Annotated in this window: 11 protein-coding genes, 1 tRNA gene and 1 CRISPR repeat array; of the genes, 10 read left to right on the plus strand and 2 right to left on the minus strand. The window is 60.4% G+C overall.

Going from position 1 to position 23,668, the window contains the following annotated elements; genetic code table 11:
- Window positions 1–82: 82 nt before the first annotated feature.
- Window positions 83–9,585: a CRISPR direct-repeat array (repeat unit 32 nt; unit sequence GTCGCACCCTTCACGGGTGCGTGGATTGAAAT).
- Between the two features lie 720 nt (window positions 9,586–10,305).
- A tRNA-Val gene (locus tag V6K60_RS01550) sits at window positions 10,306–10,379 on the minus strand.
- 104 nt (window positions 10,380–10,483) lie between these two features.
- Window positions 10,484–12,067 carry a phosphoglycerate dehydrogenase gene (serA, locus tag V6K60_RS01555; RefSeq protein ID WP_332448753.1) on the minus strand — a complete coding sequence of 528 codons (1,584 nt, stop codon included), beginning with the start codon at window positions 12,065–12,067 and terminating at the stop codon, window positions 10,484–10,486.
- A 95-nt stretch (window positions 12,068–12,162) separates the two neighbouring features.
- Between serA and ppsA the strand changes: the two genes are divergently transcribed.
- From ppsA to guaA, 10 genes are all read left to right on the plus strand, one after another.
- Window positions 12,163–14,457, plus strand: coding sequence for a phosphoenolpyruvate synthase (gene ppsA / locus V6K60_RS01560; protein ID WP_332448754.1), 2,295 nt, complete (start codon window positions 12,163–12,165; stop codon window positions 14,455–14,457).
- Window positions 14,450–15,547, plus strand: coding sequence for a tyrosine decarboxylase MfnA (gene mfnA, locus V6K60_RS01565; RefSeq protein WP_332448755.1), 1,098 nt, complete (start codon window positions 14,450–14,452; stop codon window positions 15,545–15,547). Before ppsA ends, mfnA begins: the two co-directional genes overlap by 8 nt.
- Window positions 15,540–16,091: a hypoxanthine/guanine phosphoribosyltransferase gene (gene hpt, locus V6K60_RS01570; RefSeq protein WP_332448756.1), complete on the plus strand. Its 552-nt coding sequence runs from the start codon at window positions 15,540–15,542 to the stop codon at window positions 16,089–16,091. The genes mfnA and hpt overlap by 8 nt, the downstream gene beginning before the upstream one ends.
- On the plus strand, window positions 16,054–17,022 hold the full coding sequence (gene dph2 / locus V6K60_RS01575) for a diphthamide biosynthesis enzyme Dph2 (RefSeq protein WP_332448757.1): 969 nt from the start codon (window positions 16,054–16,056) through the stop codon (window positions 17,020–17,022). The genes hpt and dph2 overlap by 38 nt, the downstream gene beginning before the upstream one ends.
- Entirely contained in the window at window positions 17,019–17,630 is a 612-nt protein-coding gene (locus tag V6K60_RS01580) for an METTL5 family protein (RefSeq protein WP_332448758.1), read from the plus strand. Before dph2 ends, V6K60_RS01580 begins: the two co-directional genes overlap by 4 nt.
- Before the next feature lie 5 nt (window positions 17,631–17,635).
- Complete coding sequence (locus V6K60_RS01585) at window positions 17,636–18,805, plus strand: MFS transporter (protein ID WP_332448759.1); 1,170 nt, start codon at window positions 17,636–17,638, stop codon at window positions 18,803–18,805.
- Between the two features lie 43 nt (window positions 18,806–18,848).
- Window positions 18,849–20,498 (plus strand): ABC1 kinase family protein, encoded by a 1,650-nt coding sequence (locus tag V6K60_RS01590; protein ID WP_332448760.1) that lies wholly within the window; start codon window positions 18,849–18,851, stop codon window positions 20,496–20,498.
- 86 nt (window positions 20,499–20,584) lie between these two features.
- Window positions 20,585–20,992 carry a PaaI family thioesterase gene (locus V6K60_RS01595; protein ID WP_332448761.1) on the plus strand — a complete coding sequence of 136 codons (408 nt, stop codon included), beginning with the start codon at window positions 20,585–20,587 and terminating at the stop codon, window positions 20,990–20,992.
- A 139-nt stretch (window positions 20,993–21,131) separates the two neighbouring features.
- Complete coding sequence (locus V6K60_RS01600; protein ID WP_332448762.1) at window positions 21,132–22,727, plus strand: CTP synthase; 1,596 nt, start codon at window positions 21,132–21,134, stop codon at window positions 22,725–22,727.
- 6 nt (window positions 22,728–22,733) lie between these two features.
- Complete coding sequence (guaA, locus tag V6K60_RS01605; protein ID WP_332448763.1) at window positions 22,734–23,651, plus strand: glutamine-hydrolyzing GMP synthase; 918 nt, start codon at window positions 22,734–22,736, stop codon at window positions 23,649–23,651.
- The last annotated feature ends 17 nt before the right edge of the window (window positions 23,652–23,668 follow it).

Here is a 23,668-nt window from a genome sequence, read left to right on the forward strand (position 1 = left end):
TCTCCGCCGATTGAATATCAATAGATTCGGATCGGCCATTCCTCTGTAACAGTGGGGGGGTGTTGATGCGGATTGTTTTGCGGTCGCACCCTTCACGGGTGCGTGGATTGAAATAATAGGTCGCTTGATGTGCCGATCATACTCGTACGTCGCACCCTTCACGGGTGCGTGGATTGAAATGTAGTGACCAGGACATAGAGAAACTTGCAGATGCAGTCGCACCCTTCACGGGTGCGTGGATTGAAATTTCCGTTGGCATGTGGATACAAATGAGATTTGGAACAGTCGCACCCTTCACGGGTGCGTGGATTGAAATACCAATTAACCCTGAAGAATAAGTCCACCGGAACGTCGCACCCTTCACGGGTGCGTGGATTGAAATAAACAAAAGAAGTAGTCAATGAATTTGAAACACCGTCGCACCCTTCACGGGTGCGTGGATTGAAATACCCCCGCACGAACCGCGAGATCGTGGATCACCGTCGCACCCTTCACGGGTGCGTGGATTGAAATCCCACTTGGGCGACCGGGAGACGAGCGCGTCGAACGGTCGCACCCTTCACGGGTGCGTGGATTGAAATTTCGGCAGTCCACTCCTGCACATGCCCCGGCGCCGTCGCACCCTTCACGGGTGCGTGGATTGAAATATGTCGTATTTCCCGGCGCCCTCGCCCTCGGCGATAGTCGCACCCTTCACGGGTGCGTGGATTGAAATGGGTATTGAACCTATCTTTAGTCTCGTTCATAAGGTCGCACCCTTCACGGGTGCGTGGATTGAAATTCCGCTAATGAAATCATGGAGAGCATGTATGGTATGTCGCACCCTTCACGGGTGCGTGGATTGAAATTTCCACTAATCCACTATCCCGGTGATGAGACAGTAAGTCGCACCCTTCACGGGTGCGTGGATTGAAATCTCTTAGATATCTCTATGAGAAATTAGAGAAACGTCGCACCCTTCACGGGTGCGTGGATTGAAATAAAAACCTTTTATAGATAAGCGTAAAACTAATTGTAGTCGCACCCTTCACGGGTGCGTGGATTGAAATTACAAAAAAGCACAAAAAGGGGTAAAAACCTACAAAGTCGCACCCTTCACGGGTGCGTGGATTGAAATTTTGGTGTAAGAGGAACAGAAATAGGACGAATAAGTCGCACCCTTCACGGGTGCGTGGATTGAAATTTGAACTCGTAGATGAGTATGGAAACCATATGCATAGTCGCACCCTTCACGGGTGCGTGGATTGAAATCTGTATATGCGAATTACGGTCAATCTAGCCGAGGATGTCGCACCCTTCACGGGTGCGTGGATTGAAATTCGGATCTCGCCATTTCTGCGTGAAGGAACCCCTGTCGCACCCTTCACGGGTGCGTGGATTGAAATGTGGTAGAGGAGTGATGGCTAACCCTAACTCCCCGTCGCACCCTTCACGGGTGCGTGGATTGAAATGCCGGTCAATACGGCCTGCGCGACCTTGCGTGTCGTCGCACCCTTCACGGGTGCGTGGATTGAAATTGTTTTTTTACTGCCATGATTTCACCTTAAATTAAAGAGTCGCACCCTTCACGGGTGCGTGGATTGAAATTGCCATCGGTAGTCCTGCCGGAGCAGCGCGAGCGTCGCACCCTTCACGGGTGCGTGGATTGAAATGCGAGTTCCGGCGCCGACAAAGTGGTCCGGGACGAGGTCGCACCCTTCACGGGTGCGTGGATTGAAATATAGAGCACGGCGAGCATGGCCCGGTCGCGGGAGGTCGCACCCTTCACGGGTGCGTGGATTGAAATGATATCGTCGCAAATGACAGGATGGCGGCGCGGTGGGTCGCACCCTTCACGGGTGCGTGGATTGAAATACGGAGCTCGACACGCTCCCGACGATCTCGATCCTGGTCGCACCCTTCACGGGTGCGTGGATTGAAATAGGTGGGGGCAACGCTCACCTATGAGGGGATCGACACGTCGCACCCTTCACGGGTGCGTGGATTGAAATCGGGACCAGTGGAACACCTTTGCGCTCTGCGAGGTGTCGCACCCTTCACGGGTGCGTGGATTGAAATTGATCCCGTGCTCCACGCGAGGGACATTGCCTCGTCGCACCCTTCACGGGTGCGTGGATTGAAATGCGATCATCTGAGCGACGGCACTGTCTGACCCTTTCCGTCGCACCCTTCACGGGTGCGTGGATTGAAATTCGGAGGGGGAGCCGTATCGGAGGGTTGCCTCGTACGTCGCACCCTTCACGGGTGCGTGGATTGAAATGACTTGGGCGGCATACTGCACCTCGGCCTGGAGCGTCGCACCCTTCACGGGTGCGTGGATTGAAATTCCCGGCACACTGGTGTAAGAACAGTGGCATCCAGGTCGCACCCTTCACGGGTGCGTGGATTGAAATTTGGGGTCGGGGTCCTCGTACATCTCGGCAACATATTGTCGCACCCTTCACGGGTGCGTGGATTGAAATTCGGCGATGACTCCGAGGACTGTGCCGCCGGCCTCGAGTCGCACCCTTCACGGGTGCGTGGATTGAAATGAGAAATGATTCTCAATGAACGTGATTATGGTGATGTCGCACCCTTCACGGGTGCGTGGATTGAAATAAGAATATTCGTGGTAAGTAACTGATCTAATTCAGTCGCACCCTTCACGGGTGCGTGGATTGAAATATCACGCTCAATTACATCACCAACGCACAGATCCTGTCGCACCCTTCACGGGTGCGTGGATTGAAATCTTGACGCTGAAGACTTAGTGTATGCGTTAAAATACAGTCGCACCCTTCACGGGTGCGTGGATTGAAATACACTGCGAGAGTTAAAGGTGCCGACGCCCTTGAGTCGCACCCTTCACGGGTGCGTGGATTGAAATAAATAATCAAAGAACATAGGATGTTACCAACGGGGTCGCACCCTTCACGGGTGCGTGGATTGAAATCATAATCTTATCCTCGTCAGCATCAATTTTAAGCGTCGCACCCTTCACGGGTGCGTGGATTGAAATATCCCTGAAATCATCACAAACCCCTTGATAGTTGTCGCACCCTTCACGGGTGCGTGGATTGAAATAATCCACTGAAGGATTTATCCCGAAAGGGATTAAGTCGCACCCTTCACGGGTGCGTGGATTGAAATTTCTTTACACGGTCAGCGCGGTATGGATAGTATGTCGCACCCTTCACGGGTGCGTGGATTGAAATAATTCTTGGCGGCATGTCGAGTATTTACGGTGCTGGTCGCACCCTTCACGGGTGCGTGGATTGAAATACAAAGGCAATGGAATCTGGTATGACTGCCGGAGAGGTCGCACCCTTCACGGGTGCGTGGATTGAAATAAAGACTACCGTGATATCATCGGGATTCTTCTTGTCGCACCCTTCACGGGTGCGTGGATTGAAATAGCAGTGGACCTACGATCAGGCAAACGAGGTTAGCGTCGCACCCTTCACGGGTGCGTGGATTGAAATCAGTTACTTTCTACCACATCAACGTTACCAAACCGTCGCACCCTTCACGGGTGCGTGGATTGAAATTGTGCATCGGTGGTCAATCCGTCTGCTTCGTCCGTCGCACCCTTCACGGGTGCGTGGATTGAAATCTTCCTACAAGGTAGGAAGAGAGTTTTATTAAAGTCGCACCCTTCACGGGTGCGTGGATTGAAATGAGTGGGTGTGGCCGTATATCGAGAGTATCTACTCCGGTCGCACCCTTCACGGGTGCGTGGATTGAAATAGGTGTACTGCAACGGGGTGCAGATTGGCACTCTCGGTCGCACCCTTCACGGGTGCGTGGATTGAAATACAATATCGTCAGTTGCAGTCATGGATCTCTCCTCGTCGCACCCTTCACGGGTGCGTGGATTGAAATGCGAAATGGTATGCCGGTGATGCGAAGACCGCGACGGTCGCACCCTTCACGGGTGCGTGGATTGAAATAGTGAGGCATGAACATGACAACTATTGGCAAGACTGTCGCACCCTTCACGGGTGCGTGGATTGAAATGTTTGCAGACGGAGGAGCGTGAGAGTATGGTATACGTCGCACCCTTCACGGGTGCGTGGATTGAAATGAGTGGGCGGGCAAATCGGTGAAGGTGGTGATCGACGGTCGCACCCTTCACGGGTGCGTGGATTGAAATGGGATACACCCCTACATCATAACCAGGATGATCCTGTCGCACCCTTCACGGGTGCGTGGATTGAAATAGGGAAAGGTTGATCATCTGTAAACGATACTACGGTCGCACCCTTCACGGGTGCGTGGATTGAAATATTACCTCATCAGGGGCAACCTCAATGGTAACAGTCGCACCCTTCACGGGTGCGTGGATTGAAATCTTCCTACCTTGTAGGAAGAGAGTTTTATTAAAGGTCGCACCCTTCACGGGTGCGTGGATTGAAATAATGGGTAGGTAGTAAATCAACTGCTTAAGTGCATGGTCGCACCCTTCACGGGTGCGTGGATTGAAATGTTTATGAAGGGAGATGTTAACGGCATCTTCAATGGTCGCACCCTTCACGGGTGCGTGGATTGAAATTACTAACTACTATCAGTTACACCTCACTGCGACAGTCGCACCCTTCACGGGTGCGTGGATTGAAATATAATTCCAGCGCTGATGAGGAAATCGACAATCTCGTCGCACCCTTCACGGGTGCGTGGATTGAAATTAAATTTGTTGTACTCATCACCACTACGATATGTTGGTCGCACCCTTCACGGGTGCGTGGATTGAAATTTGGTGGATTTATTGGTTATGCACTTGGCGGCGACGTCGCACCCTTCACGGGTGCGTGGATTGAAATGCTTTTAATTTCGATTTCAACCATCTGGATTGTGCGTCGCACCCTTCACGGGTGCGTGGATTGAAATTCCATCAAATGCTGCTTAATTTCATAGAGAATTTGTCGCACCCTTCACGGGTGCGTGGATTGAAATAATCCAATGGAGGATTTTTCCCGAAAGGGATTAAGGTCGCACCCTTCACGGGTGCGTGGATTGAAATCAATCGGACCAATCGCTTGTGCCGTAGTCATAGAGTCGCACCCTTCACGGGTGCGTGGATTGAAATACGTTTAAATCCAGTGATGTGCGCGACAATGAAGTTGTCGCACCCTTCACGGGTGCGTGGATTGAAATAAGCGCGGCTCAAACATCCCGTTCCACGATCTCGTGTCGCACCCTTCACGGGTGCGTGGATTGAAATTCCCCGCAGGGGAGAGGAGATAGAGAAAATGGAGTCGCACCCTTCACGGGTGCGTGGATTGAAATAATGGACGTATCGAGAATCACGCTCTGGTAGGCAATGTCGCACCCTTCACGGGTGCGTGGATTGAAATCCACAAACATGACAATTATAACCACCAAGTAGCGGTCGCACCCTTCACGGGTGCGTGGATTGAAATTCTGCTATTCGCCGCGCTACATCCGGTGACTGTAGGTCGCACCCTTCACGGGTGCGTGGATTGAAATATACTTGTAATCATCTGTGTGATGGTTAAGAGCAGTCGCACCCTTCACGGGTGCGTGGATTGAAATACCATCAGCATCGCAGAGAAGTGCGCGGGTCTCGGTCGCACCCTTCACGGGTGCGTGGATTGAAATAACCCATACGTGGTTGAGAAAACAACTGAACTTTCGTCGCACCCTTCACGGGTGCGTGGATTGAAATGAGAAAGAGGGGAAGGTTGCGGTACAGATCAAGATAGTCGCACCCTTCACGGGTGCGTGGATTGAAATTGCCCTATTTGTTACCTCTTGTTTACGTGGAAGTAGTCGCACCCTTCACGGGTGCGTGGATTGAAATTGCCCGGTCTCGCTCAAGGAGACGATCCGCCTGGTCGCACCCTTCACGGGTGCGTGGATTGAAATGGCGCAGAGACTGACCACATCCCGTTCCCGTCCGTCGCACCCTTCACGGGTGCGTGGATTGAAATGGATCCTGCCCGTGGTGCTGCATGAGGTAAGGGAGGTCGCACCCTTCACGGGTGCGTGGATTGAAATACTGTCCCGTTGGGCGGGCCGGTCGCGATTGATGGTCGCACCCTTCACGGGTGCGTGGATTGAAATTTTTCCATGCCGTCTGCATCGAGGCCTTCAGCAGTCGCACCCTTCACGGGTGCGTGGATTGAAATGAGGCGAGCGGCTGGCACGCCTGGAACTTGTCCACCGTCGCACCCTTCACGGGTGCGTGGATTGAAATAACTGGGAGCAGACCGAGGGCGTCCCGGAGAAAATCGTCGCACCCTTCACGGGTGCGTGGATTGAAATTACGCGGCACTCGGGTTGACGGCGGGCGAGGTAGTCGCACCCTTCACGGGTGCGTGGATTGAAATCGTGCGGAACCGTCGAGGTCCCGGGACGACAAGGTCGCACCCTTCACGGGTGCGTGGATTGAAATATCAACGCGGCAACCGGGCTTGCGGGCGGGGTTGACCCGTCGCACCCTTCACGGGTGCGTGGATTGAAATACAAAGGGGGACTGGCAGATCGCCGCACGGACCGTCGCACCCTTCACGGGTGCGTGGATTGAAATCTGCCCTTGAAGAGGCTGGTGGGCTGGGTTGGGTGTCGCACCCTTCACGGGTGCGTGGATTGAAATGCAATGAGCTCGAGGAGCGGGACCGTGGTGCGGCGTCGCACCCTTCACGGGTGCGTGGATTGAAATCGGGTCCGATGTTGGCCAGCATGACTGTCCGGATCGTCGCACCCTTCACGGGTGCGTGGATTGAAATCAGTATGCCCCGATGCAGATCATCCTGGAGCGCGTCGCACCCTTCACGGGTGCGTGGATTGAAATATGTTGTACGTTGTGGCACGGGGGGGCGTATGACGTCGCACCCTTCACGGGTGCGTGGATTGAAATTCTAATTGAGTTAAGATGGCGTCGAGCCGGTCTGTCGCACCCTTCACGGGTGCGTGGATTGAAATCAGTATGCGGCAACCCTGCTGTACCAGATCGCGGTCGCACCCTTCACGGGTGCGTGGATTGAAATCGCCCCAGCTGGTGCAAGATCGCCTGCGCCGGGGTCGCACCCTTCACGGGTGCGTGGATTGAAATGGGCAGACTGCTCCGGTCTCGCTGGCGACCAGGGGGTCGCACCCTTCACGGGTGCGTGGATTGAAATCGGGGGAGCATCCTCGGCGACGAGTGCCGGGCCGATGTCGCACCCTTCACGGGTGCGTGGATTGAAATGCCAGGAGATAGATAAGGTCCTCGCGCAGCAGGGTCGCACCCTTCACGGGTGCGTGGATTGAAATCCGGTCTTGAGGCCCCAGCGGGTCGCCGGGGTCTGGTCGCACCCTTCACGGGTGCGTGGATTGAAATCGGCAGTCGAACTCGCAGCGGAGGGTGCCGGCGGAGTCGCACCCTTCACGGGTGCGTGGATTGAAATAGGACGTAGCGGTGCCGCTGGACCCCGTAGATCCGTCGCACCCTTCACGGGTGCGTGGATTGAAATTCACCACGGTGAACCGCAATCCGGGGCAGCAAATAAGGTCGCACCCTTCACGGGTGCGTGGATTGAAATAGGGAGCACTTTGACGGGTCCCAGTCTCCAGGCATGTCGCACCCTTCACGGGTGCGTGGATTGAAATCGTGACAGGCATGGATCCGAGTCAGGGGCAGGGCGGTCGCACCCTTCACGGGTGCGTGGATTGAAATGGACATGATGATGACGTCGGGTCGCTGACCCTTGGTCGCACCCTTCACGGGTGCGTGGATTGAAATCTTTTGTCACAACTTTAGTCCCGGTCGCGTCGATTGTCGCACCCTTCACGGGTGCGTGGATTGAAATATCGACGTCACGGTGCAGCGGTGGGAGCACTACACCGTCGCACCCTTCACGGGTGCGTGGATTGAAATGCCTGCTGCATGATGAGGTAGGTCCCGCCGGCGCGTCGCACCCTTCACGGGTGCGTGGATTGAAATATCTTCTGGACGAGGCGGAGCCTGCGGAGGTGGCTGTCGCACCCTTCACGGGTGCGTGGATTGAAATACCGAGAGCACCGCCTCGAACCGGTCCGTCGGCGGTCGCACCCTTCACGGGTGCGTGGATTGAAATCGCTCTTCGCCGGCCTTGTTGAAGAGCATCAGCGTCGCACCCTTCACGGGTGCGTGGATTGAAATAGGACCTACATCAGCGAGAATTACGCTCTGCAGGCGTCGCACCCTTCACGGGTGCGTGGATTGAAATCTGGCCATCCAGGACGCCGTCAGGACCTACCTCGTCGCACCCTTCACGGGTGCGTGGATTGAAATAGGTAGGTCGGCCATGGGGGATCACCCGGAAAAGGTCGCACCCTTCACGGGTGCGTGGATTGAAATCCTGCGACCTCGGCATCCACATATCCCTTCGTGGCGTCGCACCCTTCACGGGTGCGTGGATTGAAATCAGCATGAGCATAAACTGCTCCGGGGAGCAGCCGTCGCACCCTTCACGGGTGCGTGGATTGAAATCGTATCCGTTTGAGATCCTTCCCTTCGATCTTCGGTCGCACCCTTCACGGGTGCGTGGATTGAAATATAAAACCCAGGATAGCGCGGATGAGGAGATCAACCGTCGCACCCTTCACGGGTGCGTGGATTGAAATTTCGGCCGGATGACGATCGGCTGCTTCGTCGCGCCGTCGCACCCTTCACGGGTGCGTGGATTGAAATCGCTCCATGCCGGTGATCCGCTCGGCCCGGTCCCGTCGCACCCTTCACGGGTGCGTGGATTGAAATACGAGGTCCTGGAGGGTGCCGCTCCGGCGCCGGCGTCGCACCCTTCACGGGTGCGTGGATTGAAATTGGACCTGCTTGCCGAGGATATCGTTCGCCACCGTCGCACCCTTCACGGGTGCGTGGATTGAAATGTGAACCCGACCAGGACGACGTCATCGGCTGCCGTCGCACCCTTCACGGGTGCGTGGATTGAAATTACCTCATCAACGAGATCCTCTGCGACGCCGAAGAGTCGCACCCTTCACGGGTGCGTGGATTGAAATATCCGGAGGGCGGCGTGCACGGCCCGCCGGACCTCGTCGCACCCTTCACGGGTGCGTGGATTGAAATCCGGTCCCGCGCCTCTTTCGCGACACGTTTCTGGTCGCACCCTTCACGGGTGCGTGGATTGAAATGCCGATGACTCCGCGTTCCAGGAGTAGCCGAGCAGGTCGCACCCTTCACGGGTGCGTGGATTGAAATGACGTGAGCGATCCCCTGAACCCTGACCGGGTGGTCGCACCCTTCACGGGTGCGTGGATTGAAATCTCAGAATCATGTATCCCAGGATGAACATAAGGATGGTCGCACCCTTCACGGGTGCGTGGATTGAAATAACCTCATAATACCCAGCAATATCATAACCATTACGTCGCACCCTTCACGGGTGCGTGGATTGAAATAGGTTTCCCAAATCAGCGCCAACCGGCGCCACATGGGTCGCACCCTTCACGGGTGCGTGGATTGAAATAGACGGGATACAGTCTTTTGGTCGTCGGAGGTGATCGTCGCACCCTTCACGGGTGCGTGGATTGAAATAACCGCTACACGAACTGGCGGGAGATCATCCCGGTCGTCGCACCCTTCACGGGTGCGTGGATTGAAATCGGGAGTACTGGCGGGACGAAGTTGAGGGTAAGCCGTCGCACCCTTTCACAGGTATGTGGATCAAAATGCTAGTTATCTGCTGACCCCCGCGGGACTGTGTCGCACCCCCACCCCTTCCTCACGGGTGGTGAGGTGAAAAATCTTGTCGCCAAGAAGATGCGGTATAGGGTTGAAATTCTTCAAGTAGTGCGACTAAGTATAGGTTGCAAATGTCACACCCTCGACGGGTGTGTGGGTTGAAATCATACTCTATTCCCTATCGTTCACGACGCGATGTATACCGTATCATCAGGGTGTGACGATGAAGATGTCACACCCTCACGGATGTACAACTTGAGAGATCTGCACGTATACAGGCATCACCCGGAGTACCAGAGTCGCAGCCTCCAGGAAGGTGCTTCCCACCCAATCACCTCGTCCTGGCTACGCATTCAAGCACCGAAAGTACATCTCACTCCCTCCTCGCGAGCACACCCCGGCAGCCCGCACGCCCTCTCCTCCGACGGGCACGGGCATGGAATGGGTAGAAACCGTACGAAAAACACGCACCGGCTACAGGTACAGCTCCGGGCAGAGAAGCAAGAGACCGGGCATCCTGCCCCGAAAGAGACCAGAGCGACCGTACGATACCAGCAAAAACTCCCGAGTTTCACGGCCCGTTCAGGCGATGTAACTCCAGAAAAATAACTTCAAAAAACCAATTGTTTCAAAAACAGTAATGGGCTCGTCGAGATTCGAACTCGAGACCTCCGCCATGTCAAGGCGACGTCATAACCAGCTAGACCACGAGCCCGTGCCTGCCTAATAAGGTTGGAGCTTCGGGTATAAATTAATTCCTCTCCCCGTGCAGGCTCCGCCTCATCAGGGGCCGGCAAAAAGGGGTGATGATCGGACCGATCAGATCTCGGCGTGCTTCGCCGTGTGGATCCCGTCGATCTTCTTGATCTCTTCCATCGCATCGGCCGGCACCGCGGAGTCGACCGTGAGGACCATCAGCGCCTCCTGGCCGGGCTTGAAGCGCCCCACCTGCATCCCGGCGATGTTCACGTTCGCCCGGCCGAGGATCGTCGCGGCCTTGCCGATGACGCCCGGTTTGTCGATGTGGCGGGAGATGACCACGTGGCCCGTCGGGGTCAGGTCGGTCATGTAGCCGCCGATGCTCACGATCCGCGCATGGTCCGGGGCCGAGACACTCCCGCTCACCGACTCGGTCATCTTATCGGTCTTTGCGGTGATGCTGATGATGTTCCGGAAGCCCTGCGCCTCCTCGGTGGTGGTCTCGCTCAGCCGGATACCGCGCTCCTTGGCCACGAATTCCGCGTTCACGAAGTTGACCGGCGCCTGCAGGATCGGGTCGAGCATCCCCTTCAGGATGACGCGGGTGATGAACTTCGTGTTCGGGAGCGCCGCTGCCTCGCCCCCGTAGGTGATCGTGATCGAGGCAAGCCTCCCTTCGATGAGCTGGATGAGGAGGCTCCCCATCTTCTGCGCGAGGACCGCGTAGGGCTCGACGACTGCCTGCTGCTCCGCGGGGATCATCGGAGCGTTCACCACATACTTCGCCGCGCCACCCGAGAGAACGCTGATGCACTGGTTCGCGACCGATATCGCGACGTTCTGCTGTGCCTCGACCGTGCTTGCCCCGAGGTGCGGCGTCACGATCACCTGGTCCAGCCCGAGGACCGGGGAGTCCGTTGGCGGTTCGCTCTCAAAGACGTCCAGCGCCGCCCCGGCGACCTTGCCGCTCGCAATCGCGTCCGCAAGCGCCTGCTCGTCGATGATCCCGCCCCGGGCGCAGTTGATCAGCCGGACGCCGTCTCGCATCGTGGCGATGCTCCGTGCGTTGATGACGTGACGGGTCTCCTTGATCAGCGGCGTGTGGACGGTGATGACGTCCGCCCTCCGGAAGAGCTCCTCCATCGGCACCATCTCCACGCCGAGGGTTGCCGCCCGCTCACTGCTGATGAACGGGTCGTAGGCGATGCACTTCATCTCCATAGCCTGTGCACGCTTTGCCACCTCGCGCCCGATACGCCCGAATCCCATGATCCCGAGGACCTTGTCGTTGAGCTCGACGCCCATGAACTTAGAACGCTTCCACTCGCCCTTCTTGAGCGATGCAGTCGCCTGGGGGATATTGCGCGCAAGCGAGAGCATCATTGCCATCGTGTGCTCCGTGGCCGCGAGGGTGTTTCCTTCCGGAGCGTTCGCGACGACGATGCCCCTGCGCGTCGCCGCCTCGGTATCGATATTGTCGACCCCGGCGCCTGCCCGGCCGATGAACTTGAGTTTTTCTCCCGCGTCGATGACACGCGCCGTAACCTCGGTCCCCGAACGCACCAGCAGGGCATCGTAGCCCCCGATAACCGCAACGAGTTGATCCTCGGTTAGCCCGGTATTGACATCCACATCGGCAAATCCCTTCAGGATGTCGATCCCTTCTTCTGCCAGCGGGTCGCTGACCAGCACTCTATATTTCACAGTTCAACCCATATCTCATTCGACATAATATGTATTGATGCTTTTTCCTCCGAAATCTTTTATGTAATGGTGAGAAGTATATGTGTGGTGCGTGCATGAAGGAAATGCCCAACGTATTGTGGCTCGAAGAAATAAAGAAGGAAGATATCATATCCGTAGGGGGAAAAGGAGCGTCACTGGGGGAGATGACCGCCATCGGCCTTCCTGTGCCGAAGGCGTTTGTGGTGACCGCCCAGGCGTTCCGCAAGTTCCTCGTTGAAACCGGAATCGAAGATACCCTCTTCCGCAGGCTGGAACGCCTGGATGTTGATGACAACGGAGCACTGGAGTCGGTCTCCAGGGACGTGCAGGACCTCGTCCTCGCCGTCGGCATCCCCGACCATATCAAAGCGGAGGTCGTCGATGCATACGCCCGGATGGGGGCGAACGGAACGGTCGTCGCCGTCCGGTCGAGTGCCACCGCCGAAGACCTGCCTGAAGCCAGTTTCGCCGGCCAGCAGGAGACGTTTCTCAATATTCTCGGTGACGATGCCCTTCTCGATGCCGTCCAGCGGTGCTGGGCCTCGCTGTATGGCGCGCGGGCCATCTACTACCGGGCAAAGCAGGGGTTCGACGACCGGAGCGTGAACATCGCCGTCGTCGTACAGGAACTCATCCGGTCGGAGAAGTCCGGCGTCATGTTCACCTCCCACCCGGTCACCGGCGAGCCGCTGACCATCGTCGAGGGGTCCTGGGGCCTCGGGGAAGCCGTCGTCTCAGGGAGCGTCTCTCCCGACAACTACGTCTTCGACCTGCGCTCCGAGCGGGTGGTCGACCGCCTGATCGCCGAGAAGGAGATCATGATTGTACCGGAGGGCAAGCACGGGACGAAGATCGTCGAGCTCTCCGCAAAAGAGCGCACCGCCCCGGTCCTCACCGATGCGGAAGTGGCGCGCCTTGCCATGCTCGGTAAGATCGCCGAGGACCACTACGGCATCCCGCAGGATATCGAGTGGGCCATCGTGGGGGACGACGTCTTCATCCTCCAGTCCCGGCCCATCACGACGATCCGGCGGCCGGAGATCCCCCGTGCCGGTGCAGAGGCCGCGGGACAGCAGAAGAATACCCCCCTCGGCGTGGTGCTGCTGGAAGGCCAGGGCGCCTCCCCCGGCATCGCGAGCGGCCGTGTCGTGATCGTGCGGGACGTCAAGGAGACAAGCGCCGTCAAGGACGGCGACATCCTGGTCACGAAGATGACCAACCCCGACATGGTGCCGGCGATGCGGCGGGTCAGCGCCATCATCACCGACGAAGGCGGCATGACCTGCCACGCGGCCATCGTGAGCAGGGAACTCGGGACGCCTGCGGTCGTCGGGACCAAGAAGGCAACGAAGATCCTGAACGACGGGCAGATCGTCACCGTCGACGGAGAGAAGGGCACCATCTACGAGGGAGCGGTCGAGGCGCCCACGGCGGCGGCACCGGCAGCCGTGACGGCGGCAGCGCCCGCCCCGGTGATCACCGGCACCCTCGTCAAGGTGAACGTCTCCCTCCCCGAGGCCGCACAGCGTGCCGCCGCCACCGGAGCGGACGGTGTCGGCCTTCTGCGGATCGAGCACCTCATCCTCGGCCTCTCAAAGACCCCCGGCTGGTACATCGAGCACGACGAGGAGGAGACGTTCATCGCCGAACTCTACACCGGCATCAAGACGGTCCTCGACGCATTCCCGGGCAAGCCCGTCTGGGTCAGGACGCTCGATGCCCCGACCGACGAGTTCCGGAATATGGAGGGCGGTGAGGACGAGCCGCTTGAGCACAACCCGATGCTCGGCTGGCGCGGCATCCGCCGCGACCTCCAGAGCCCCGGCCAGTTCCGCCTGCAGGTTGAAGCGTTCAAGCGGCTCTGGGCCGCAGGCTACGACAACCTAGGCGTGATGTTCCCGATGGTCAACCACCCCCGGGAGTTCATCAAGGCCCGGGCGATGATGGCGGAGTGGGGGGTCGACGTGGAGACGGCGACCCTCGGCGTCATGATCGAGATCCCGAGCAGCGCCATCCTGGTCGAGGACTTCATCAAGGCCGGGATCCGGTTCGCGTCCTTCGGGACGAACGACCTGATCCAGTACACGCTCGCCATCGACCGGAACAACGAGAACGTCGCCGACATGTACGAGCCCGAGCACCCCGCCGTGCTCAGGCTGATCGACTACGCGATCCAGACCTGCCGGGCGCACGGTGTCGAGTGCTCCATATGCGGCCAGGCCGGCTCCGACCCGAAGATGGTGACCTGGCTTGTCGAGCACGGCATCAGCAGCGTCTCCGCAAACATCGACGCGATTCCGCGGATCCGGGAGGCCGTTGCGCGGAAAGAGCGGCAGATCCTTCTTGATGCGGCGAGAAGAAATGCGTGAAGTGGGATGCCCTGAGGAAGACCTCTTCTCCTTCCTCCTGTCAAAGCGACAGGAGGACCTCGGGTACCGGAACATCTTAAGTTCGATGTGCACGCCGCCCCATCCGGTCGCGGCACGGGCGCATGCCATGTTCCTCGAGACCAACCTCGGAGACCCGGGGCTCTTCCCGGGGACGGCTGCGCTTGAGGAGCTCCTCGTCGAGCGGCTCGGCACCCTGATGCACCATCCCGGTGCAGGCGGCTACGCCACCTCCGGCGGGACGGAGTCGAACATCCAGGCGTTCCGGATCGCAAAGAAGCAGAAACCGGTGACGTCGCCGAACGTCGTGGTCCCCGCCTCCGGCCACTTCTCGTTCCAGAAGGCCTGCGACATTCTGGACCTTGAGATGCGGACGGCACCGCTCGACGCGGAGTTCCGGATGGACGCGGAGGCGGCGGGCGATCTCATCGACAGAAACACCGTCTGCCTCGTCGGCATCGTCGGGACGACGGAGTACGGGATGATCGACCCCATCGCCGCTCTCTCCGATGCTGCCGAGGAACGGGACGTCTTCCTCCACATCGATGCCGCGTTCGGCGGGATGGTCGTCCCGTTCCTGGACCGGCCAGTCCCGTTCGACTTCCGGCTCCCCGGCGTCGACTCCATCTCTGTGGACCCTCACAAGATGGGGATGAGCACCATCCCGGCAGGCTGCCTCCTCACCCGGGACCCGGCGTGCTTCTCGTGCCTCAACGTCGAGACGCCCTACCTGACGGTGAAGCGGGAGTGCACCCTGGCCGGCACCCGGCCGGGGGCGTCGGTGGCCGCCGCCGTCGCCGTCCTCGAGTACCTGGGGATGGACGGCATGCGGGCCGTGGTCGCCGGGTGTATGGAGAACATGCGAAGGCTGATCGAGGGGATGGAGACGTTCGGCTGTCCGCGGGCCGTGACCCCGGACGTCAACGTGGCGACGTTCTCCTGCGACCGTGTGCCGCCCGGCTGGCGGGTCTCGAGAACCCGGGCAGGGCATATGCGGATCGTCTGCATGCCCCACGTCACCCGCGATGTGATCGAGGCGTTTTTAAAAGACATGAGTGATCGCAATGCTTGAACGACTGATTCAATCACTGGAGACCGCTCCTATCGTGAAGCGGGGAGAGTACAACTACTTCATCCACCCGATCACCGACGGGGTGCCGCTCCTTGAACCCGCGCTCCTCCGCGAGATCGGGTGCGCCATGGTGCGGTGCCTCGACTTCGCCGGGGTCGACAAGATCGTCGTCTGTGAGGCGATGGGCATCCATATCGGCGTCGCCCTCTCGATGATGACCGATATCCCGCTGGTGGTCGTCAGAAAGCGCTCCTACGGCCTGCCCGGGGAGGTCGCGGTCCACCAGACCACGGGCTACTCAAAGGGAGAACTCTACTTAAACGGCGTCGAGGCGGGCGACCGGGTCGTCATCATCGACGACGTCTGCAGCACCGGGGGGACCATGCGCGCCCTGATCAGCGCGATAGAGAGCACCGGTGCCGAGATCGCCGACATCTGCGTGGTCATCGGGCGGGGTGATGCGGAGATCGGGAGGCCGATCAGGACCCTGGTCAGGATCGAGGTCGATGAAGACCGGGTGCGTGTCGTTGATACCGGTTGCTGATATCGTCGAGAAACTCCGCGCTCGCGGGGCGCGATCGGTCGCCCTCCAGTTCCCCGCCGGGCTCGCACGGCAGGCCCCGGGGACGGCCGCCGCCCTCCGCAGCGAGGGGTTTGAGGTGATCGTCAGCGGCGACCCCTGCTACGGGGGCTGCGACCTCGCGCTCGATGCCCTCGGGTTCGCGGACGTCCTGGTCCACTTCGGCCACGCACCGGTCGAGGAACGGCCGGACGTAATCTACGAGCCGGTCTGGTTCGACTTCGACGTCGAGGTGCTCGAGGCGGCCCTCCCGCTCCTCCGCTCCCGCCGGGTCGGCCTCGTCACGACCGTCCAGCACGTCCACCTGATCGATGCGATGGCGGCCTATCTTGGCGACCACGGAATCGAGGCGGTCGTCGCTACCGGTGACGGGCGCACCCCGCTCGCGGGGCAGGTCCTCGGCTGCAACTTCGCCGCCGCACGGGCGACGGGGGCGGACGAGGTCCTCTTCGTCGGGACCGGGGTCTTTCACCCCATCGGTATCCGGCTCGCCACCCGGGCACGGGTCGTGGCGCTCGACCCCTACACCCGCGAGGTAGAGGAGGTCGACGCCGACCGCCTGGTCCGCCGCCGCGCCGCGGTGATGGCGAAGGCGGAAGGCGCCGCGAACTTCGGGATCATCGTCAGCACAAAGAGCGGGCAGCGGCGGATGGATCTCGCGCGAAGGCTCGTCGCCCTCTCCGATAAGGCGGTCCTGGTCGCGATGCGGGAGGTCTCGCCAGCCGAGATGCTCGACCTCGGCTTTGCCGCCTACGTGAACACCGCCTGTCCCCGGCTCGCCTACGACGACCAGATCCGGTTCCCGGTCCCGGTGCTGACGCCGCCGGAGTTCGAGATCCTCTGCGGGGTCCGGGCCTGGGACGACTATACCATCGACGAGTACCTCTCCCCATGAACCTGCGGCAACTGGAGATGCAACTCGAACGGCTCGAGGGCTTCGAGCGGCCGACTGCCCGGCTCGAACAGTACCAGACGCCGGCCCCGGTCGCGGCCCGGCTCCTCCACCACGCCGCGATGCAGGGGGCGATCGAGGACCGTCGGGTCTGCGACCTCGGGTGCGGGACCGGGATCCTCGCCTGCGGGGCGGCGCTCCTCGGGGCCTCCGCCGTGACCGGGGTGGAGATCGACCCGGCCGCAATAGACGTCGCCCGGCGGAACACGGAGACCCTCGGGGTCTCGGTAGAGTTCCTCGTCGCCGACGTCCGGAGCCCCGACCTCGATCGGGCCGCCTTATTATGCGACACCGTCGTGATGAACCCGCCGTTCGGGGCGCAGAAGGCGCACGCCGACCGGCCGTTCATCGACCTTGCGCTCGAGATCGCGGGCGAGGTCTACGGCATCTTCAACGAGGGCTCGGCCCCGTTCGTCGCCTCCTACACGGAAGGCCGGGCGGAGATCGAAGAGGTGGTCCGGTGCGCGTTCCCGATGAAGCGGACGTTTGCCCACCACCGGAGAGAGCGAGTGGATATCACGGTAGAGATCCTACATTTACGCCGGATCTGAAGACCGTGACCACCAATACAAAATCCGTCTGGGGACTCTCCGCAGCCCACCTGGTGACCGACCTCTACTCACCAGTGCTGCCCGCGATCCTGCCGCTCCTCATCGCCGATCAGGGCTACTCGTTCTTCCTCGCGGGACTGATCGTCACGGTCTACAACCTCACGTCATCGATGGTGCAGCCGCTCGTCGGCTGGGTCTTCGATACCCGGGGGTTTGCCTTCCATATCAGCACGAGCGTGCTTCTGAGCGCGATCTTCATATCCATCGTCGGCCTTCTGGACAGTTACGCCCTTGTCCTTGCATCCGTCGCCATCGCGGCGCTGGGGCACGCCTTCTTTCATCCGAGCGCGCTCGGCACCGTCAGCCGCCTGGTCAAGGACGCGAACCGCGGGCGGCTCACCTCTTACTTCGTCATCGGCGGCAACCTGGGCTACGCGATCGGCCCCATCTGCGCCGGGATCGTGGTCGGGCTCATGGGCCTTGCCGGCCTCGTCATCCTGGTCATCCCCGGCATCGTGATGGCGGTGGTGCTCCGGCGCATCCTGCCCGCCCCCGACCGTGCCGCCGTCCCGGCGGCGCCTGCCCGGACGGAGCGGCCCGCCTACCGGGCGATCGCCCTCCTGGTCGTGGCATCGGGCCTCCGGGCGTGGGCGATCTTCGGTTCGGTCGCCTACCTCCCCACCTTCCTCACCCTGCGGGGGATCGACCTCGTGACCGCGAACCTGCTCGTCTCGGGCATGCTGATCGCCGGGGTCGTGGGACAACTCGCCGGCGGGATCCTCTCCGACCGCTACGGCCGGAAAGAATACACGCTCATCGGGCTTGTTGCCGCCGTCCCACCGTTCTTTGTATTCCTCACCTCGAGCGGCATCGTCTCGATCGTTGCGCTGATGGTCTTCGGGTTCATCCTCTGGTCGACCTTCGCCGTCACCGTCGCGATGGCCCACGAGATAGCGCCGGGAAACGTCGGGCTCGTCTCCGGCCTGATGCTCGGCCTCGCGGTCGGCGTCGGCGGGATGGGGGTTGCGGCCACCGGGTGGATCGCCGATATGACCACGCTCACGCTCGGCCTCATGACGATCCCGGTCGCGATCGCTCTTGCCATCCCGCTCTTCATCGCCGTCCCCTACCCCTGGAAGGCTCTCGCCCGGGGTCGGTCTCCCTCCCGGGGATGAGGGCCCCAACCCCTTAAGTAGAGGGAGTGCTGATTCACCCCCAATGGTCACCCGGCTTCAGCGCTACCGGCAGATGGCGGACGTGCTGGTCAAGTACGGTTTTGGAATCCTCGTCGAGGAGGTTATCCCCGGGGGCAAGCGGCTCAAAGCACTCCGCAGACCACCGGAAGTGGAGCTATCGGTCTACGAGCGGATCCACCTTGCTATCGAGGAGCTGGGGCCCACCTATGTGAAGTTCGGCCAGATCATGAGCACCCGCCGGGAGCTCTTTCCGCCCGAACTCATCGAGGAGTTGCAGAAACTCCAGGACCACGTCTCCCCGGTCCCGTTCGTCGAGATCCGGCCGGAGATCATGAGATACTGCCCAAACCTCGAGGAGTGCTTCGATATCATCGAAGCGGAGCCGGTTGCGGCGGCCTCCCTCTCGCAGGTCCATCGTGCGGTGACGAGAGACGGCCGCGTCGTCGCCCTCAAGGTGCAGCGCCCGGGAATCCGGGATCTGATAGAGACCGATCTCCAGATCCTGCAGTCGCTCGTGCCACGGATGGAGTCGGTCTTCCCGGATCTGCGAGTATACAACCTGCGGGGTATGCTCGATGAGTTCTCGGCCCAGATCCGGCGCGAACTGGACTTCACCCAGGACGGGCTGAACGCGGAGCGCCTCAAACGGAACCTGAGCGACGTCCCGTGCGTGAAGATCCCCGCGATCTACTGGCAGATCTCCGGCCCCTACCTCCTTGCCATGGAGTTTGTCGAAGGGGTCCGGATCGACGACGTGGATGCCCTCCGGAGACGTGGCCTCTTCCCGCAAGAGATCGCCGAGATCGGTTTTTCCGCCTACGTCCAGCAGATCTTCGTCGACGGGTTCTTTCACGGGGACCCGCACCCGGGGAACCTTCTGGTGACCGACCGGGGCGAGATCATCTTCCTCGACTTCGGCCTCGTCGGCGTCCTCCGCCCGGAGAAGAGGCGCGCCTTCGTCGACCTCCTCCTCGCCATGACCCAGATGGATGTATCCGGGATGATCGCGGCGTTTCGGAGGCTTGATGTCGAGATCAACCCGAAGATCCTCGATGCCCTGAAAGATGACCTCTACGTGGTCCTGCTCGACTACCGGGAGACGAAGATCGAGCAGGTGAACTTTGCGACAACGATCCAGAATCTGACCGACGCCCTCCGCAGGTACCACATCCGGGTGCCGTCCACCCTGATGCTCATGATGAAGGTGATCGTCATGGTGCTGGACATCGGCACCCGGCTCGATCCGTCGTTCAACTTCGAGCAGCAGATCCGGCCCTACCTGACGGAGATCGCTGCACAGCAGCGGCTCTCCTCCGATAACGTGACGGGTGCGGTGCGGTCCCTGGTGAGCGCGACGGAGAACCTGCTTGCCATCCCGGGGAACGTGAACGAGACCTTAAAGACCCTCTCGGAGGGCACCGTCACGATCGAACTCGAGAACCGCGACCTCATCGCGATCGTCGGCGTCATCGACCGGACGAGCGACAAGATCATCATCGGGCTGGTGATCGCTGCAATCGTCGTAGGCTCTTCGCTGATCCTCCGGGTGGCCGATCTCCCGATCCCGGGATACGTCTCGATCCTTGCAACCGTGGGCTACGTCTTTGCGGTTATCCTCGGGTTCTACGCGGTGTATGATGCCATCAGGCACACCCGCGCCCTCCGGAAGTGAGGCCTGAGCGCCGCCGCCCCGGGAGAATCACCCATAATACTTATCCCGGCCGACCCCAAACCCTCACCAGGATTGAGCGTGGTCACGTGGGCTACTTAGAGGAACTCAAACGGATCGGGAGGGACGCAAACCCCTTCTTCACCATGATGGGGATAGAAGTGAACGAGTTCGGCGACGGGCGCGCCCGCCTCACGATGGAGGTCCGGCCGGATATGCTGAACGGTGCCGGATGGCTCCAGGGCGGGGTCTATGTAGCGCTCGCAGACGAGGCGATCGCGCTTGCGCTCTACACGCTCCTTGGTGAGGAGGAGCGGATCGCCACGATTGACGAGCACACCAGTTTCATAAAAGGCGTCAATACCGGGACGCTCGTCGCTACCGGGAGAGTCATCCGGAAAGGGCGCCGGGTGGCGTTTGCGGACGGTGAGGTCCGGAGCGCGGCGGACGATACGCTTCTCACCCGGACATCGACGTCGTATGCGGTCATAAGTTAACGGCAGGACGGCACGGAGCCGGCGAAATCCCCCGTTTCACCGGCAGGGATCTTCCGGAGGCGCCCGGAACAATACATTCTCAAGCGAGAGATCACATATATTACGTAGTGATTCCGGACCATCGGAGGGGAACGAGAGTTTGAAGTATATTGTTGTAACCGGCGGCGTCATGAGCGGGCTCGGGAAGGGCATCACCACCGCATCCATCGGTCGCCTCCTGAAAAATCGCGGCTATGAGGTGACGGCGGTCAAGATCGACCCGTACCTGAACATCGACGCCGGCACCATGAACCCCGCCCAGCACGGTGAGGTCTTCGTCCTTGCCGACGGCGGCGAGGTCGATCTCGACCTCGGCAACTACGAGCGGTTCCTGAACATCAGCCTCAAGTCGATCCATAACATCACGACCGGGAAGGTCTACCGGAACGTCATCGAGAAGGAACGGCGCGGGGATTTCCTCGGCGCGACCGTCCAGATCATCCCCCACATCACCGACGAGATCAAGCACTGCATCCGCCGTGCAGCCGAGGAGCCGGTCAACGGCGACAGAAAGGCTGAGGTCTGCATGGTGGAGGTCGGCGGCACGGTCGGTGACATCGAGAGCATGCCGTTCCTCGAAGCGGTCCGGCAGATGCACGGCGAACTCGCGCCGGAGGATATGATCCTGGTCCACGTCACCCTGGTCCCGATGGACACCATGGGCGACTTCAAGACCAAACCCACGCAGCACTCGGTCAAGGCGCTCCGGGAGCTCGGGCTGCAGCCCGACATCATCGTGGTGAGGAGCCGCGAGGTGATCACCCCGCAGACGAAGAGCAAGATATCCACCTTCACCGACGTCCCGGTCAAGGCCGTGGTCTCCGCAAAGGATGTCCCCGACATCTACCAGATCCCGGTGGAACTGGAGAAGGAAGGGATTGCAGAAGGCGTCTGCAACTACCTTGCTCTCGAGAACCGGGAGCCGGATCCCGCGTGGTACCGGCTGGTCTCGCAGGAGTACACGAACCGGGCGACGATCGCCATCGTCAGCAAGTACGGGATCGAGGATGTCTACATCTCCATCAAGGAGTCGCTCAAGCACGCCGGAAGAGCGCTCTCCACCGAGGTGAACATACGCTGGCTGGATGCGGAGACCTTCGACCTGCAGGACCTCGCTGACGTCGACGGCATCCTGGTCCCGGGAGGATTCGGCCAGCGCGGCGTCGAGGGCAAGATCCGGGCGATCCGGTATGCTCGCGAGAACCGGGTTCCCTACCTCGGCCTCTGCCTCGGCTTCCAGCTCTCGGTGATCGAGTATGCGCGCCACGTCCTCGGGATCAACGATGCCACGAGCGAAGAGATGGGGGCGGGGACGCACGTCATCGCCATCCTCCCCGAGCAGGAGGGCGTCGCCGACCTCGGCGGCACGATGCGCCTCGGCGACTGCACCATCGAGCTCAAAGAAGGGACAAAGGTGACCGCCCTCTACGGCAGGACGGAGATCGTGGAGCGGCACCGGCACCGCTACGAGGTAAACCCGGCGTTCATCGGCGACCTCGAAGACGCCGGCCTCGTCTTCTCGGGGTCCTGCGGCGAGCGGATGGAGGTCTGCGAACTCCCGGGCCACCCCTTCTACCTTGCGACACAGTTCCACCCCGAGTTCAAATCAAGCCCGACCAACCCCTCTCCGCCCTACATCGGGTTTGTAGAGGCATGCAAAAAGAATAAATCCTCATCCCAGGACCAGACACGGTGACACAGCATGGTAAACGTTGAAAGATTCATCGATGAGGCAGTCCGGCAGATACGGCAGACTGCAGGTGGAGAAAAGGTCGTGATGGCGCTCTCCGGCGGCGTGGACTCGTCGGTCTGCGCGGCTCTCGCCTCCCGCGCCATAGGAGATGCCCTCGTCCCGATATACGTGGATACCGGCCTCATGCGCAAGGGAGAGACCGAACGCATCCGGTCGCTCTTCGCCGACACAAACCTCAAGGTCGTGGATGCCGCGGACGAGTTCTTCGCGGCGCTCGAAGGCATCACCGATCCCGAGGAGAAACGCAAAGCCATCGGCGAGAAGTTCGTCCGTATCTTCGAGCGCGAGGCGAAGCGGACGGGAGCAACGATGCTCCTGCAGGGGACGATCTACCCCGACCGCATCGAGAGCGAGGGGGGCATCAAGAGCCACCACAACGTCGGCGGCATGCCTCTCGATATCAAGTTCAAAGGCGTCATCGAGCCGATTGCCGACCTCTACAAGGACGAGGTCCGCGAGGTCGCCGGTGGGCTCGGGCTCCCGGCGGAGATCCAGCACCGGATGCCCTTCCCCGGGCCGGGGCTTGCCGTCAGGGTGATCGGCGAGGTGACGAGAGAGAAGATAGCGATCGTCCGGGAAGCAAACGCCATCGCCGAGGAGTGCCTGGTGGAGAAGTTCCGCCCCTGGCAGTGCTTTGCGGCGCTCATCGGTCTCGGGACCGGGGTGAAGGGCGACATCAGGCTCCACGGCTGGATCGTCGCTGTCCGGGCAGTTCAGTCGCGGGACGGCATGACCGCCGAACCCCTGCTCCTGCCTTATGAGACTCTCACCGGGATGGCGTCCCGGATCACCGCCGAGATCCCCGGCGTCTCCCGGGTGGTCTACGACGTCACCCCGAAACCCCCGGCGACGATCGAGTACGAGTGAGGAGACTATGGAAGAAC

It is taken from the genome of Methanoculleus sp. (assembly GCF_036677455.1).
In the GTDB taxonomy this organism is placed as follows: Archaea; Halobacteriota; Methanomicrobia; order Methanomicrobiales; family Methanoculleaceae; genus Methanoculleus.